Annotated in this window: 11 protein-coding genes; 5 read left to right on the top strand and 6 right to left on the bottom strand. The window is 34.0% G+C overall.

Going from position 1 to position 16716, the window contains the following annotated elements; genetic code table 11:
* The first annotated feature begins 643 nt into the window (after nt 1–643).
* Nucleotides 644–1834 (top strand): phosphoglycerate kinase, encoded by a 1191-nt coding sequence (pgk, locus tag KIK00_RS15380; RefSeq protein ID WP_142717580.1) that lies wholly within the window; start codon nt 644–646, stop codon nt 1832–1834.
* Nucleotides 1835–3340: 1506 nt separating this feature from the next.
* Here the strand turns inward: pgk and KIK00_RS15385 are convergent.
* The 6 genes from KIK00_RS15385 to KIK00_RS15410 form a co-directional block, all read right to left on the bottom strand.
* A complete protein-coding gene (locus KIK00_RS15385; protein WP_255813248.1) occupies nt 3341–4162 on the bottom strand; it encodes a bifunctional 2-polyprenyl-6-hydroxyphenol methylase/3-demethylubiquinol 3-O-methyltransferase UbiG in 822 nt (273 codons plus the stop codon).
* 114 nt (nt 4163–4276) lie between these two features.
* The gene (gene mnmG, locus KIK00_RS15390; RefSeq protein ID WP_255813249.1) at nt 4277–6139 is read right to left on the bottom strand and encodes a tRNA uridine-5-carboxymethylaminomethyl(34) synthesis enzyme MnmG; all 1863 of its coding nucleotides are present in this window, start codon (nt 6137–6139) and stop codon (nt 4277–4279) included.
* 147 nt (nt 6140–6286) lie between these two features.
* Entirely contained in the window at nt 6287–6706 is a 420-nt protein-coding gene (gene ybeY, locus KIK00_RS15395) for an rRNA maturation RNase YbeY (RefSeq protein WP_255813250.1), read from the bottom strand.
* A gap of 5 nt (nt 6707–6711) precedes the next feature.
* Nucleotides 6712–8871, bottom strand: a complete 2160-nt coding sequence (locus KIK00_RS15400) for a patatin-like phospholipase family protein (RefSeq protein ID WP_255813251.1) — start codon at nt 8869–8871, stop codon at nt 6712–6714.
* 2 nt (nt 8872–8873) lie between these two features.
* Nucleotides 8874–11321, bottom strand: a complete 2448-nt coding sequence (locus KIK00_RS15405; protein ID WP_255813252.1) for a bifunctional UDP-N-acetylmuramoyl-tripeptide:D-alanyl-D-alanine ligase/alanine racemase — start codon at nt 11319–11321, stop codon at nt 8874–8876.
* Between the two features lie 149 nt (nt 11322–11470).
* A complete protein-coding gene (locus KIK00_RS15410; RefSeq protein WP_047377916.1) occupies nt 11471–12058 on the bottom strand; it encodes a thymidine kinase in 588 nt (195 codons plus the stop codon).
* A gap of 61 nt (nt 12059–12119) precedes the next feature.
* On the opposite strand from KIK00_RS15410, the gene KIK00_RS15415 reads away from it, so the two are divergent.
* From KIK00_RS15415 to fabG, 4 genes are all read left to right on the top strand, one after another.
* Nucleotides 12120–13607, top strand: a complete 1488-nt coding sequence (locus KIK00_RS15415) for a hypothetical protein (protein WP_255813254.1) — start codon at nt 12120–12122, stop codon at nt 13605–13607.
* A gap of 2 nt (nt 13608–13609) precedes the next feature.
* Nucleotides 13610–14284, top strand: coding sequence for a 16S rRNA (cytidine(1402)-2'-O)-methyltransferase (gene rsmI, locus KIK00_RS15420; RefSeq protein WP_047377914.1), 675 nt, complete (start codon nt 13610–13612; stop codon nt 14282–14284).
* Between the two features lie 6 nt (nt 14285–14290).
* Complete coding sequence (locus tag KIK00_RS15425) at nt 14291–15802, top strand: WG repeat-containing protein (RefSeq protein ID WP_255813255.1); 1512 nt, start codon at nt 14291–14293, stop codon at nt 15800–15802.
* Nucleotides 15803–15972: 170 nt separating this feature from the next.
* On the top strand, nt 15973–16716 hold the full coding sequence (gene fabG, locus KIK00_RS15430; protein WP_047377912.1) for a 3-oxoacyl-[acyl-carrier-protein] reductase: 744 nt from the start codon (nt 15973–15975) through the stop codon (nt 16714–16716).

The following is a 16716-nucleotide window of genomic DNA, read 5'->3' on the forward strand; positions in this document are numbered from 1 at the left end:
AATACTCTTATTAAGCTTTATTAGATTCTATTTCCATACAAAGGTAAGAATAATAACAATTCGTGTTAGTAAACCCTGAGTTAATTGTTAAGAGGTATGTTAATAACTGTGGAAAACTTTTATCAACTTTCTATTTTTAAAGACCAATTTATTTCGTAATGGAAAATCTTTCCGCAAAATTTTACCACAACTTTCCAGATCTTTTCTCAAGCTATCCCCAGATTTCTCCATAATAAAATAACTAATAATTGATTCTTCCCAAAGTTACCAACATTTGTTAATAAGTATGTGAAATAGCGGGTTTACAAGGATTTATATTGTGAGTTAAATATGAATTGAATAAAAGTTGAGTGTTACCAACTTTTAGTCTAAAACTTATCCCCGAAACTAACAACACTCAACAACAACTACATTATTTCTTTTTTTTAAAGAGAAAAAATTGTTGATTAATGGGTGATTGGGTTCGGGGAAAGTTTTTGAAAACTTTTATTTTAATCAATCTGTTGAAAAAGTTTAAAACCTTACATTTGTGAAACGAAAATTCAATGAGATTTATGAAATTGTCTTTGCAGGATTTACGGAAAAGCAAACCGGGATCTGGACACAGGAGTTTCATTTGACTCAGAAAAAAATAAATCTACTTATGAAAACAATCAATGATTTCAATTTTAAAGACAAGAAAGCTCTGGTAAGAGTGGACTTCAATGTTCCTCAGGACGATCAGCTGAAGGTGACAGACAATACAAGAATTGTTGCTGTGAAACCAACAGTGGAGAAGATCCTTAATGATGGTGGTTCGGTCATTTTAATAACACACCTTGGAAGACCTAAGGGAGAGGTTAAAGATGAATTTTCTCTTAAACATATTCTTGGCGAAGTTTCTGCTGTTCTTGGGCAGGAGGTTAAGTTTGTTGATGAATGCATTGGGGAAAAAGCAGAGCAAGCTGCTGCTGAATTGAAACCGGGGGAGATCTTATTACTGGAAAATGTACGTTTTCATAATGAAGAGGAAAAAGGAGATGCAGGTTTTGCTGAGAAACTTTCTAAATTAGGAGATGCTTATGTAAATGATGCATTCGGAACTGCACATAGAGCTCATGCTTCTACAGCGGTGATTGCTCAATATTTCCCATCAACTAAATATTTCGGTTTATTGATGGCTAATGAGCTTCAGGCAATCGATAAGGTATTGAAAAGCGGTGAGAGACCAGTTACGGCTATCCTTGGAGGATCTAAAGTTTCAACTAAAATTACCATTATAGAAAATATTCTTCCTGCAGTAGATAATCTGATTATTGGTGGAGGAATGGCGTTTACATTTATTAAGGCTCTTGGAGGGAAAATTGGTAATTCTTTGGTAGAAGAAGACAAACTTCCTTTAGCACTTGAGATTTTAGGGAAAGCTAAAGAACATAAAGTAAAAGTTTATCTTCCATCTGATGCTATTATCGCTGAAAGTTTTAGTAATGATGTGGAAAGAAAAGAAGCTGACATCTACGCAATCCCTGAAGGATGGATGGGACTTGATGCTGGCCACAAATCCAGAGATCAATTTAATGATGTCTTATTAAATTCAAGAACTATTCTTTGGAATGGACCGATTGGAGTTTTTGAAATGTCAAATTTTGCTGGTGGAACTGTTGCATTGGGTGAGAGTATTGCTGAAGCAACAAGATTAGGAGCTTTTTCTTTAGTTGGAGGAGGAGACAGTGTTGCGTTCGTTAAGCAATTCGGATATGCTGATCAGGTAAGTTATGTTTCTACCGGTGGTGGAGCAATGCTTGAAAGCCTTGAAGGACTTGAATTACCAGGTGTAGCTGCAATCAATAATTAATACAAAAGAATAAATATTTCGAAGCCTGCTAATTATATTAGCAGGCTTTTTTTATTTCTGAAATTGTAAGGAAATCCTTTATTAATCGAAGTTTTGAACGGGTTTTAGATATAACCTGTGGTTATATTGATTTTGCATTAATTCTTTTTCAGTTACTTAGGCTTTTCGGAAAGTTTTTGCTCAGGTTTTCTATTTAAAAATTGAAAAATTTGAGAGGTTTAATTCTTATTGTATGCTTTAATTTTTGTGCTAAATGACTATATTTTTTTGCAATAAAATAAGAGATCAAGCTAGTTTTTTTCTTTAATTGGTTCGCGTATTTTAATAAAAAAGATCATAAAATGATATGGAGAGAAATGAAATTTCTAAAAGATATGAGAGTAATTTCTGATGATTATTTCTTGATCGAGATGAGACGCTGTAAATTTTTTGAATTATATCTTTAAGATTTAATTTAGGAACTCCCGAATTCTTTTGGAATTTGATTTTATATGATACTTAATATCTAATTTTTTGACTTTTACACAGATTTTATATCATTAAGCATAATTTTTGAGTGAATTTTTATATTTTATTTATTTCACATAATTGTGATAGTATTGTATGTGATTGTATATCAATAATTAAACTATTTTATAATACTGAATTATATAGTCTTTTCATTTGATATTATAGCTGATGATTAGAAATTACTCATTTAATACTATAAAAAAGAAGCAATCAATTTTTTATAAAGCACTTTTATTAAAATTTTTAGAATTGACCTATTTTCTATTTCTGGATTAATAATTTTTTTTTCTATCGCTTTACATTTATAAGCATTATCAATTATTAATTTTTAAATTTCTTCTTATTGTAATTTTCAGTTTTCATTATTTCTTCGAAAATTATATTTTAAAAATCTTTTTCAATTTTTTTGATATTGATAGGAGGGAGTAGGGGAGTTATAAATTCCATCTATTATTTTTTTTTTGATTTATAATGAAATTATTTTGCTTACAATAGATTTTACACTTTTGAATTTAATGAGAAAAATATTTACCAATAATGTAAAATTTAGAATTTTTGAAAAAATCCCTGAAAATTGACCTCTATAATCACTTCTAAAATTAAAAAACTATTTTTTTCTGAGTATTTATACCTTTTTCTATTTTTACGGTAAATTAGTGGCTTTTATGAAGGAATTTACCATCTTAATCAATTTTTTTTGTTTTTATACCAGTTTTGAGGTAGATATTGAAAACAGATTTAAATGTTCAAGGAAAACTTTAGGTAATGAATAAGAAAAATACTTATTCCCTTTTTATACTGTTTTTAAAAATGGAGTAGGGGAGATTAGTTCTGAAAAATAAAACAAGGATGTTAAATTTTTATAAGATTGAGTAAATTTTGAAAATCTTCTTCATCAGATAAAAATAAAACTCAGGAGAAAAAATCCTGAGTTTTTGTTTTTAAAGCTGAAAATGCTGAAAATTGACCTTCAGAAATGGGTCAAAAATCAATTTTCTATCTTTTTTCGATAATGTATATCAAACTTGAAAATTCGTTTGAAAATAATGCCTTTATGTTCGAAATCGTTCCATACACCACAGCTTTTATCCAAAATAGGGGTGATTTTTTGTATTTTTCGCTTAACATGGAAATGTAATAAGAATCTAATACTAAAGGTTTAATTTTTCTCATTTTCCAGTCTGGTTTTTTTGAAATCAGATTTTCCATTCCATTTTTTGAAAAATGATAAATGTGCCTCGGTACATCATAAGCTGCCCAATATTCTTTATAATGTTTTGCATCATATGAAGTAGGGTTGGGAACAGCGATGATAAGAATTCCTTTTTCTTTTAATTTCCCGTGAAAAGCATTAAGCATTTCATCCTGATTCTCTATATGTTCAAACACATGCCATAATGTAATAGCATCTAAGCTGTTTTCTTCAATTGTATTGATATTATCCAATATGGAAGCTTTTGTAATTTTTCCTTGTGCTGCTTTTCTCGCATCTGCATCAGGTTCAAAACCAAAAGTCTCAAAATCATTTTCTATAAATTTAACAAACTCTCCGGCACCGCATCCATAATCAAGAACTTTTGATCCTTTTTTTATTCTGTCTACCAATACATTTTTTTTGTATTGAAGATTGAAAGACTGAAGAAATTTGTATAGCTTTTCTTTCAGACTTCCGGAATCCTGATGATGAGAAATATAATCTTCACTTTCATAATATCTGGAAATATTGGATGGAATAGGAGTGGTCTTGAAGACCCCTTTGGTTTCTGTCTCTTTAATTTCAAAAATTTCCTGTGAAAGAAAATGATCTTTTATTTTCATTGAAATCGTTATCTTTTATATTGTAAAAAAAATTAAGATATTTTGAGCTTGATATGCTCATAAATACCTTAATTTTTGTTTTATTTTTTAATGTTTCACGTGAAACATATCTTTTTAACGTCCTAAATAGACTAGTAAAACGTTTATATCGGCTGGAGAAACGCCACTTATTCTTCCTGCTTGTGCAATAGTCTTCGGACGTACGTTAGACATCTTCTGTTTTGCTTCTGCGGAAAGGCTGCTTAGCTTTGTATAATCAAAATCCTCAGGAATTTTAATGTTTTCCAGACGGTTCAGTTTGGCTACATTTTCTTTTTCTTTCTCAATATATCCTTTATACTTAATATTGATCTCTGCCTGTTCTCTTACTTCATCGTTGTATTGACTTGAAACTTCTTTAATGAAATCAATTTCATCCAGTTTTCCTAAGGTCATATGAGGTCTGGTAAGAATTTGTGCCGCTCTGTATGCCTGATCTACCGGATTGCTCTCTATAGATTCAAGAACTGGATTGATAATACCCGGTTTTAAAGAAGTTTCACGAAGAAACTCTTCAAGTGATTGACTTTCAGATACTTTTGTTTCCATTTTTCTTAACCTGTCTTCTTTTGCCAATCCTAATTGGTAAGCTTTTTCAGTTAATCTGATATCTGCATTATCCTGTCTTAAAAGAAGTCTGTATTCCGCACGTGAAGTAAACATTCTGTAAGGTTCTTCAGTTCCTTTGGTGATGAGATCATCTATTAAAACTCCGATGTAGGCTTCGTCTCTGTTTAGAATGAAATCTCCTTTTTCATGAACTTTATTATGAGCGTTAATACCAGCAATTAAACCTTGGCCTGCCGCTTCTTCATATCCTGTTGTTCCGTTAATTTGTCCTGCAAAATATAAATTATCAATTAATTTTGTTTCCAGGGTGTGTTTCAATTGGGTAGGAGGGAAGTAGTCATATTCAATTGCGTAACCTGGTCGGAAGATTTTTACGTTTTCAAATCCAGGAATTTGTTTCATTGCTTTGATCTGTACATCTTCCGGAAGAGAAGAGCTGAATCCGTTTACATAGATCTCTACAGTTTTCCATCCTTCAGGTTCTACGAAAAGCTGGTGTCTGTTTCTTTCTGCGAAACGGTTGATCTTATCTTCAATACTTGGACAATATCTCGGACCTAAACTTTGAATAGTACCATTGAACATTGGGCTTCTATCAAAACCTTCTCTCAAAATATCGTGTACCGTTTCGTTCGTATATACGATATGACAGCTTAATTGTTTTGTTAATTTCGGAGTATCAAGATAGCTGAATTTTTGAGGATTTTCATCTCCTTTTTGTTCTTCCATTTTTGAATAATCCAAACTTCTTCCATCTACTCTTGGTGGAGTACCGGTTTTCATTCTTCCTGCTTCGAATCCTAAAGTGACCAATTGCTCTGTAATTCCAAATGCTCTTGGTTCACCCATTCTTCCTCCGCCTAATTGTTTATCTCCAACGTGAATTAATCCGTTAAGAAAAGTTCCGTTAGTAAGAACTACAGATTTTGCTTTGATCTCAATTCCTAAAGAAGTAACCACTCCTGTTACTTTATTGTTTTCAACAATCAGTTGCTTCACCATATCCTGAAAGAAATCAAGATTGGGAGTATTCTCTAATGCTAAGCGCCATTCTTCGGCAAAAAGCATTCTATCATTTTGGGTTCTCGGAGACCACATCGCAGGACCTTTTGAAAGATTCAGCATTTTGAATTGGATAGCAGATTTGTCTGCTACAATTCCGGAATATCCTCCCATTGCATCAATCTCTCTTACGATCTGTCCTTTTGCGATTCCGCCCATTGCCGGGTTGCAACTCATCTGTCCGATGGTTTGCATATTCATTGTAACGAGTAGTGTTTTTGAACCGAGGTTGGCTGCTGCCGCAGCTGCTTCACAACCTGCGTGTCCTGCACCTACTACTATCACATCATATATTTCTGAAATCATTTTTATCTCGCTTGTTTTAAGCTTTAAACCTTATCTTTATAACCAATGTTTCACGTGAAACATTTTTGGAGAATGCACTCTAGATAAACTAATATTATTGCTAGAACAGAGTACTTTAGGTATGGAACTTTAAGTGATTGTTCAATTTTAAAACTTTAAATCCCTGTATTTGGCCAAGTACAAATCTTCCATTCTCCGCATCTCATTTTCTTCCTCTTCTGTCTTATCTTTATAGCCTGCAAGATGTAAAATACCATGGGCTAAAACTCTTCTTAATTCTTCTTCATAATCTCGAGAAAGGGTAGAGGCGTTATCAGAAATGCGCTGCAAAGATACGAAAATCTCAGCGCTTATTGTCTTGCCTTTTACATAATCAAAAGTGATGATATCCGTATAATAATCATGCTGTAAATAATCCTGATTGATCTTAAGAAGATATTCATCATCACAGAAAATATAATTGATTTCTCCTAGCTTTTTTCCTTCTGAAAGAATAAGATCTTCCAGCCATTTTTTGTAATCTGTACTTACTGATTCTGGTAAGTTTTCGTAAAAGAACTGTATCATTTTTTTTAAAACCAGTGTCCTAAAATAACACTGAATATACCTTTTTGGTTATTTTTGAGTGAGTGGCTGAAGTTTACTTTTATCTGCCCGAAAGGAGATTTGTAACCGGCCGTAATTCCCAGCGAGCTATAATTTACTTTAACTGCATCTTCAAACTTGATATCGTTTGATAGGTTTGCAAAGGTAAAGTTTCCACTGATAAAATAGTTTTTGTTAAATTTAAACTGGACATCGTTGGATGCCAATATCACATTGTTAGTATAAAGCTGGGCGAAATAAAATCCTCCAAAGCTTTTAAAATTCATTAGATTTTGTTCAAAAATTCCCCCTAATCTGTATTGATAATAGGCAGGAAGATTTTCACCAATAGTAACACCTCCAAACACATTAAGGCGGTAAGTGAATTGTTTGCCCAGAGGAATGTTGACTTTAAGATCTGCTTTGATCTGAATTATCCTTTTGTCAACCTCAGACTTTAAAAGATCTACTACCTTTCCTTCTGCAGCAAAATAAATTCCTTTGGTAGGAAACTCCTTATCGTCCTGCGTATCGGTTTTTATGAAGATGTAAGGGTTCAGAAAACGGCTGTAACGCCTGTTATCTCCATTGCTGTTTTCTGCTTTGAAGTAATCATGGCTGATACCACCTCCGATAGCGAATTTATCCTTCCATATAGATTGTATATAAGCTTCATTTCTCAACCATTCCCATCGGTCTACAACATAATTATCAACATTTTTTATATCAAAGCTCATTCCGGACGAGTAAATACCAAATCCCGGAATATATCCGTTATCAATAAAATAGTTCAGGTAATATCTTAATCTGTCTCCTACGACAACATCCAGGGATAGATTAGAATTTTTAAATAAAAGTCTCTTTGCAGAATAATTCAAAAGAAGTCCTGTTTTGAAAACTTCATCATAATGAAGACCGAATTTTAGAAAATGGCGGGTGTCATCTTCAGTGACATAAAGTTTTAAATAGTTGGCATCATTTTCCTGAACGATATCATAATTGATAAAACGATAGTTATTTGTGGCCACCAATTTATCTACCATTTTATTGATGCTTCCATAAGTCTGTAAAGAGGGGAGGCGAAGTCCCATTTTTCCCAGTGTGTAGTTTTTACCATATATTTTACTTCCTTCAATAGAAATGCTGTCTATCTTGTATACATTGGAATATATAGGGTTTACACGCTGTCTGAGACGGTCAAAAGGACGTTTGGGTAGTTGATCCAGTACCTGGGAATATTTGAGGCCTTCTACATACCCGCTGTCCAGAATTTTCTTCTTATCATCATAGCTTGTAGCTGACATACCCTTCAGATTGGGTTTGATATTAATGTCTGTATATTTATATTGTTTTCTTGTATCTTTCTTTATTCCGAAATCAATTACCTGGTTCAGAATGGATATAATATTGTTTAAATCCTCTCTTTTTGAAAGATCCTGATTAAGGTCCACACCAATGACAATATCAATTCCTCTGTCTTTTAAAGGCTTTGAAGGATAGTTCACGGTCATGGCTCCGTCAATATAAATACTGTCACCAATTTTAATGGGATCCATTAAAGAAGGAAATGCAGAACTTGCCATAATTGATTGTACCAGATCTCCTTTTTCAAATATCTGCATATTGCCGCTTTCCAGATTGGTTGCAACACACAGGAATGGAATTGGCATTTTGGAAAAGTCCTCGATATTGGAAACGTTTTTAAAAAGTTCTTTCAGAAGATAAACATTTCTCTGGCCGGTACTGATAGAAGAGGGAAGTGTTATTTTTCCGTTTTTTAGCGGAATGGATAAAAGGTATTTATCTACAGATTTGTTAAAAAAGCTGGATTCCTGCCTGGACTTCGGATCCATAATTAAAGAATAGAAATCTGTATCCATGACAATTTTTTCTATTTCTTTTCCGGAGTAGCCTGCGGCATATAAACCACCTACGATGGCTCCCATACTTGTTCCGGAAACATAGTCCACCTTCACTCCCAATGAATCTAAAACTTTAAGAACACCTACATGTGAAAACCCCTTGGCTCCGCCACCCGCTAGTGAGAGTCCGATCTTTGGGTTCTTAGGAATCACCAAATCTTTTTTTACCTGAGAATGGATCAATAACAGTTGGAATATGAAAAGCAGTATCAGGAGTTTTCTCATAGTTAATCTTTTATATAAATCCGTTTCACCCGAGGTGAAATGGAGGTTAATACTTCATAGGTTATCGTTTTGCAGTAGCCTGCGAATTCTTTTAAACTTGGTTTGGCGTTGAAAACTGTTACGGTATCGCCTTCTTTAACATTCGGGATATTATCTACATTAATCATCATCATGTCCATACAGATATTTCCCACAATTGGTGCCAGTGTCTTGCTGACCCCTACATTTCCTACCTGATTTCCTATCAGTCTCGGAATACCATCTGCATATCCTACAGGTATTGTCGCAATTCTGGTTAGATGGTCAGCTTTGTATTTTCTGCTGTAGCCTACAGATTCACCGTTTTCAACCATTGATATCTGTGAAATTACAGTTTTAAAACTTACAACAGACTGCAGCTGCTTCTGAATTTCATTATCAGGAGATTCTCCAAGCATTCCGATACCGATTCTTACCATATCAAACTGATAATTGGTATAGCTTGTTATTCCGGATGAATTCAGGATATGGCGTATAGGAGAATATTCTAATTTTTGTATCAGGTAGCTGGAGTTCCTTTCAAAAACTTCGAGCTGATTCAAAGTAAATTCTTTTTCTTCAGGCATGTCAGAAGATGACAAATGGCTGAACATGCTCTGAACCTTCAGGTTTTTCTGGCTTAAAGTTTCGCTTAAATGATCCAGTTCAAAATCTTTAAAACCAAGACGGTGCATTCCGGTTTCCAGCTTGATATGAATCGGATATTTTTTATCATAACCTGATTTCTGAACGGCCTCATAGAATAATTCCAATACTCTGAAGCTATAGATTTCTGGCTCCAGATTATACTCTATAATAGTCTGATAGCTATGCTGTTCAGGATTCATGACAATAATTGGAGTTGTGATTCCTTTTTTACGAAGTTCAACTCCTTCATCAACATAGGCCACACCCAGATAATCTATGTGATGGTGCTGAAGAAATTCTGATACTTCATAACTTCCCAATCCATATGCATTGGCTTTTACCATTGCCATCATTTTGGTTCCCGGCTCAAGCAGCGATTTATGATAGTTAATATTATGAAGAATGGCATTAAGGTTTACCTCCAATACTGTATCATGTTTTCTGAGTTCAAGAATGTCTTTAAGTCTTTCGATCTCAAATTTTCTTGCTCCTTTTAACAAGATAATCTGGTTTTCTATTTCAGTAAGATGCTTACTTTCAATTAACTCTTTAGTGTCAATGAAAGTATATGTTTTAGATTTAAATAATTCACTAAATTTTGATATATCATCACCAATTAAGAATACAGAATCAAAATGCTGTTCATTGACCAGCTCAGAAACTTCTTCATATAATTCTTTTACATTGGTACTCACCCCAACGATGTCTGTTAAGACCAGCGATTTTTTAGATTTGTTATATTCATTCAAAAACTGCAGGGCAGTCTTCAAAGAATCAAGGTCAAGATTAAAAGAATCATTGATGACGATATTGCCCTTAATTCCTTCAATCGCTTCAAGCCTCATTTCAACGGCTTTTAAAAGGTTGATTTTTTCAACGATCTTTTTATTTTCGACATTCAGTTCCTTAAGGACTGTGATAAGCGCCATAGCATTGGTTAATGTTGCTTCGTCTCTCTGATGTGCAGGAAAAGTAATTTCTTCACCAAAATAATCAACAATAATGTCGTCATCTTTGGAAATATTGCTTTTGATGAAAATCTGGTTCTCTTTTTTAAAGCCGTAAGAAATTAATTTTTTATCTGAATAGGATTGTTTAATTTTTTTTTCGACCAAAGAATTGTCACCATTATAAATGATGACTTCAGAATTTTTAAAAAGTCTGATCTTTTCATCAATAAGCTCATCTTCGGAAGAAAAATTGGCAGCATGAGCTGTTCCAATGTGGGTAAGCAATCCGATTTGAGGATGGAACATGTTTTCAAGCTTTTCCATCTCATGCGGTTTTGAAATTCCCACTTCAAAGATACCGAGCTGATGAGAGCTGTTAATCTGAAGAAGAGATAGCGGAAGACCAATCTGAGAATTAAAACTTTTAGGACTTTTTACAGTAGGAAATTCATTCCAGAGACATTGATATAACCATTCTTTTAAAATAGTCTTACCATTACTTCCCGTGATTCCGATAGATTGTAAATGAGAATTTTCGAAATGATACTTTGCCAGTTTTTGAAGAAACTCTACAGAATTTTCAACAATAATCCAGGTTATATTTTCAAATTCCGGAAAATGATGTTCGGAAATAATGACATTAATACCCCTGTCTATGGCAGACTCTATAAATTTTTCACCGGAATTTTTATGGGTATTGATCGCGATAAAAGCAGTGTTTTTAGTAGAATAAATAATTCTGCTGTCATATGCTATATTTTTAATCATTAAATTTTCGTCTCCAATGATTTGTGCATTGGTGATCTCTGCAATGTGTTGTACTGTATAGTTCATTGGTGCCCTTTCTGCTTTATTTTTTTGAACGAAACAGCAAGAAAGTAAGAAACCGATTATTTATACTGATTTCTTTTTCCAGATTTTATCCTATTGCTTTTCCGTTTTTATTTTTACTGAGTGAATATATTAATGGGGTATTCAATCCCTTATTTTCTTTTTAAAAGTACTTCGTCAATAAATACACGGCGGCTTACTGCCTCATAGCTTTCAGTCTCTCCCAATTCTACCAGATTATCTCCCTGAGAAGTTCTCATAGAATAGTTGGCGAGATTACCAGTTCTCTTACAAATAGCATGCACTTTTGTGACATACTCAGCAGTGGCCATCAAATTGGGCATTGGCCCGAACGGACGGCCCAAAAAATCCATATCCAATCCTGCAATTACCACTCTGATCCCGCTATTGGCAAGCTGGTTGGCAACATCAACAATACTTTCATCAAAAAACTGAGCTTCATCAATGGCTACTACATCACAATTGGAAGCCAACAGAAGAATTTCATTAGGATTTTCTACTGCTGTACTACGGATTTTATTCTGATTATGAGATACTACATCCTCTTCAGAATACCGTACATCCATTTTTGGTTTAAAAATTTCCACATTCTGTCCTGCCATTTCCGCTCTTCGCAATCTGCGGATCAGTTCCTCGGTTTTACCGGAAAACATAGAGCCACAAATCACTTCCATCCAACCACTTTGTTTGGAATGATTAATTGTATTTTCTAAAAACATTTGTTAAATTAGCCGTATATTTTTAACATCAAAAGTAAGCAATTTTAATAAGAATCTTATTATGCAGAATATCCAAGATTTAAAGGAAAAGATTTTTTTTGAATCCATGAATATCATTGATAATCTGGACAAAATAAACAACGTAGACGAATTACTTTCCAAGCAAGATCTTGTAGATGAGCTTGCTAACAGGATTTCTTTTTTGAAACTGCTGGAAAAGAATATTGAATATTTCGTTACAGATCCTCCGGGACAGCACGCGGACAATCAGTATGTCTCTTTTGCATCCGGAGAAACAGAACATTATGATAAGGGAAATGAGGTGACAGAAGAGGAAGCTATCTTTAATAATGAGCTGAACGAAATTGATGAGAATGAAATTTTCTCAACCGGATCTGAAGAAGAGGAAGCCGTTTTCAATAACCAGCTGAATGAAATTGTTGAAAATGAATTCCATGAAAATATTGTAAGCTTTGCAGAAGAGAGTTACGAAGAAAAAACACCGGAAAGCATTCAGGAACAAACCTCTGATCATGAAACCCTGGAAGAAGAAGCGGTTTTCAATAATCAATTGAACGAAATTGATGAAAATGAAATTTCAGAAGAGGAGAGAGCTGTTCTGAGCTTTGTAGATGAAGAAAAAATTCTTGCTGATTCTACACCGGATTCTGATGAAGATCTTAATGAAGACCTGTTTCACAATGAAGTGACGGAGGAAGAAGCCACTTTCAACAACCAGCTGAATGAAATAGATGACCAGGAGGAGGAAAATACTGAGCCGGAATCAAAAAAAGAAACCGATTTTGCCGGGGTAAATGATGCTAAAGTTCCTGTGACAGAAATTATTCCAAGTATTTTTGATACAGAAACTCTGGAAGATGAAATACTGATTGAAGAAAATGAAGAACAGTTTGTTGCTTCAAATATTTCTATTGAACAGGGAGAACTGGCCACAGAAACGTCCAATGTAGAAAATATTCTGAATGAGATAAAAAATGATCATTCGGTAGAAGAGACGAAGGAGGAAAGCATCCTTGCTGAAGTCTATGACAGAAGGAAAATCGTAGAATTCGATAAACCTGCTGCCGAAGAAACAGAAAAACATCCTTCTGATGAAAGTTTTGAAAACTTAGAAGAATATCATCAGGAGAAAAAAATAAAATTATCCAATATCAAGGGATTGAAGGCCGTTCAGTCACTTTTTGATGACGATCCTTTGGAAAGAGAATTTCCTAACGAAAAGGAGCCCGTACTTGAGAAAGAAGTTACCGGAAGTATTCTGAAGTCTAATATTCCTACTAATTTTATGGAAGCAGACAAGCAGAAACCGGAATTTAAGCTGGATTTGAATGACAGGATTGCTTTTTCAAAAATGCTCTTTGAAGGAAGTCAGACCGATCTGAATGATACAGTATTTCAGCTGAACCAGTTCAAAACACTGGAAGAAGCCAAAGAATATCTTAGTGATCTGTATTACGAAAGAAAATGGAATAAAGTGGATGAATATGCTCAGAGACTTTGGATATTGGTGGAAAATAAATTCTTATAATTTTGAGCGGAATCTTATATTTTGTTCCCACACCTGTTGGGAATCTGGAAGATATGACTTTCAGGGCAGTAAATGTCCTTAAAGAAGTTGATTATATTTTATGTGAAGACACCAGAACTTCCGGAATACTTTTAAAACATTTTGAGATCTCAAAGCCTTTAAAATCTTATCATTTACACAATGAACACCAGGCAACTGAGAAAGTAATTACAGACCTTAAAAACGGTCAGAATATCGCTATTATTACCGATGCAGGAACACCCGGTATTTCTGATCCTGGATATTTACTGGCAAAGGCTGGAGCAGATAATAATATTGATATGATCTGCCTTCCCGGAGCAACTGCTCTTATTCCTGCACTTGTAGTTTCAGGACTGCCCAATAATGAATTTTTATTCGCAGGTTTTTTACCACAGAAAAAAGGAAGACAGACAAAGCTTAAACAGCTTGCTGAAGAAAAAAAGACCATCGTTCTTTACGAAAGTCCCCATAAAATCAACACGACTCTGGAGCAGATCAAAGAATTTTTTGGAGAAGAAACCAAAGTAAGTCTGAGCCGTGAGATCTCTAAAAAATTTGAAGAAACTAAACGAGGAACAATCAATGAATTAATTGAATTTTCCAAGAGTAAAACATTAAAAGGAGAGATCGTTCTTATTGTCAACAATTCTATTTAATTTTTCTTGAAAAAATTAGTCTTTGTATTGTGTTCTGTAGTTTGTACAGCACAGACCAACCAATATATGAAAGTGATCCTGTCAAAAAAAACAGGAAAGGAAGTAAATTCCTATTCAGAGGGATACGGAACAGTTTACGATTCCGGGTCTAAAAAGCAGGGAATAGTAGACTCTTTAGGAACCGTTACCTTTGAATCACCTTACAGAGGAAGAATTTTACATATTTTTAAAAACAGATTTATTCTTTATTCTGAAGACGGAAATAGGAGAAAATCAGCCATTATTGATGAAAAAGGGAAGGAATTCATTGCTTTGGATGATCAGGAATTCAATACACCCTGGTGGAGCAAAGACCGTATTATTTCTTCAAAGCAGAATAAAGAAGCCGTCTATGACTATAATGGGAATGAAATTATTCCTTATGCTGAAAAGATCCGTTTTTCGGGAAAGAACAGATTTTTTGTTTTAAAAGGTAAAAAATGGTTTCTGTATGACCTTAACGGAAAACAGCTCAGCAGCCGCGAATTTAAAGAAGATTACAACTTCGAAGATGGCAAAGCACTGATCATTAATGAAGAAAATGAGAGTGAAATCATTGGAAACAATGGGCAAACCCTGCATAAATTTTCTAAAAAGGTGGTAGATATCAATGCATATCCTTATCTGATTACTAAAAATAAAAGTACAGGAAAATATGGTTTGATAGATGCAGAAGAAAATACAATTGCAGAAGAAATATTTAATGATATCACACCGGAATACTTTGGAAGAAAGGAGTATATCTACCTTATAAAAAATGGTAAAGCAACTGTGTTCGATAAGAAAGACCAGAAGCTGTATCCCCAGAATTTTAAATATGTAAATCCTTTATTGAATAATTTCTTCAGTGTTTATAATGATAAAGTAAAAAAATCCGGAATTGTTGATCTGGAGGGGAATATCATTCTTCCTCAGGAGTATGATTTTATCAAAGATTTTACCATTTCCGGGAAAGATTTTATCTACCTTAAAAAAGGAAATGAAGAAAAATTCCTGGATAAGGATCTTAAAAATATTGTTGGAGAAGGAGTACAGATTTTAGGTTTTTATCCGGACAATCTTATTATTGGAAAACAGGATCGTTACTATAGTTTTTCTGTGAAGGATGGCTCAAAGGCAGAGTTGAAGAACATCAGTCAGATCAGAAATGAAGACGTTGAATATTTTAATCCGCTTAATCAGTATTCAAAACCTTTGGTATGTAAAAATACAGGCAATTTATATGGCATTCTGGATGGAAAAGGAACAGAAATTGTTCCCTTTATTTACGAAGATATCATCACATTCGGGAATGCTGAAAACGAAATTGTAGTAAAAAAAGAAGGAAAATTCGGAGTTTTAAACTTCCAGAATGAACCTTTGAAAGAAATTATTTATGATAAATATTTCTGGCAGAAAGAAGTACTGAAGCTGGATAGAAGCAAAAAGACAGACTTTATTTATTTCACAAGATTTAAAAATAATTCTGTTCAGCTTTAATAAAATCCAGATAATCATTAAAAAAATCCAGTATTTTAACAATTTAAATGGGTTGAATAACAATTTATAATATCTTTGCAAACCGTTTAATTCCGGATAGGAATTGTAGAAACTATAAGAGTCAGCTGTCACAAGCTGAATGAGTTAAAAGAAAATAATTGTCAATAGATATGAAAATATTAGAAGGAAAAGTAGCACTAATTACCGGAGCTACAAGAGGAATCGGTAAAGGTATCGCTGAAATGTTTGCTCAGCAGGGAGCAAAAGTAGCATTTACCTACGCGGGCTCTGTAGACAAAGCAAAAGAATTAGAAGCAGCTTTAAGTTCTGTAACCCAAATTAAGGGATATCAGTCTGACGCATCAGATTATGATGCTGCTCAGAAATTGGTGGAAGATGTAATGGCAGAGTTCGGGCAGATTGATATTTTGATAAACAATGCAGGGATTACAAAAGATAACTTATTATTGAGAATGTCCAAAGAAGATTGGGATAAAGTAATCAAAGTAAACTTAGATTCAGTTTTTAACCTTACCAAAGCGGTAATCAAGCCGATGATGAAGGCCAGATCTGGATCTATCATCAATATGACTTCTGTAGTAGGTGTGAAAGGAAATGCCGGACAAGCCAACTATGCAGCTTCTAAAGCTGGGGTTATCGGGTTTACAAAATCTGTGGCACTGGAATTGGGATCAAGAAATATCAGATGTAACGCTATCGCTCCAGGTTTCATTGAAACGGAAATGACTGCCGTTCTGGATGAGAAAACAGTTCAGGGATGGAGAGAAGAAATTCCAATGAAGAGAGGAGGACAGCCTGCAGATATCGCGAATGCATGTGTATTCCTGGGCAGCGAAATGTCAGCTTACATTACCGGACAAACGTTAAACGTTGACGGTGGAATGTTAACTTAA

It is taken from the genome of Chryseobacterium sp. MA9, assembly GCF_024399315.1.
Lineage (GTDB): Bacteria > Bacteroidota > Bacteroidia > Flavobacteriales > Weeksellaceae > Chryseobacterium.

Coding starts and splice junctions, on each gene's coding strand:
- pgk (WP_142717580.1), top strand. CDS start 644: ATGAAAACAATCAATGATTTCAATTTTAAAGACAAGAAAGCTCTGGTA.
- KIK00_RS15385 (WP_255813248.1), bottom strand. CDS start 4,162: ATGAAAATAAAAGATCATTTTCTTTCACAGGAAATTTTTGAAATTAAA.
- mnmG (WP_255813249.1), bottom strand. CDS start 6,139: ATGATTTCAGAAATATATGATGTGATAGTAGTAGGTGCAGGACACGCA.
- ybeY (WP_255813250.1), bottom strand. CDS start 6,706: ATGATACAGTTCTTTTACGAAAACTTACCAGAATCAGTAAGTACAGAT.
- KIK00_RS15400 (WP_255813251.1), bottom strand. CDS start 8,871: ATGAGAAAACTCCTGATACTGCTTTTCATATTCCAACTGTTATTGATC.
- KIK00_RS15405 (WP_255813252.1), bottom strand. CDS start 11,321: ATGAACTATACAGTACAACACATTGCAGAGATCACCAATGCACAAATC.
- KIK00_RS15410 (WP_047377916.1), bottom strand. CDS start 12,058: ATGTTTTTAGAAAATACAATTAATCATTCCAAACAAAGTGGTTGGATG.
- KIK00_RS15415 (WP_255813254.1), top strand. CDS start 12,120: ATGCAGAATATCCAAGATTTAAAGGAAAAGATTTTTTTTGAATCCATG.
- fabG (WP_047377912.1), top strand. CDS start 15,973: ATGAAAATATTAGAAGGAAAAGTAGCACTAATTACCGGAGCTACAAGA.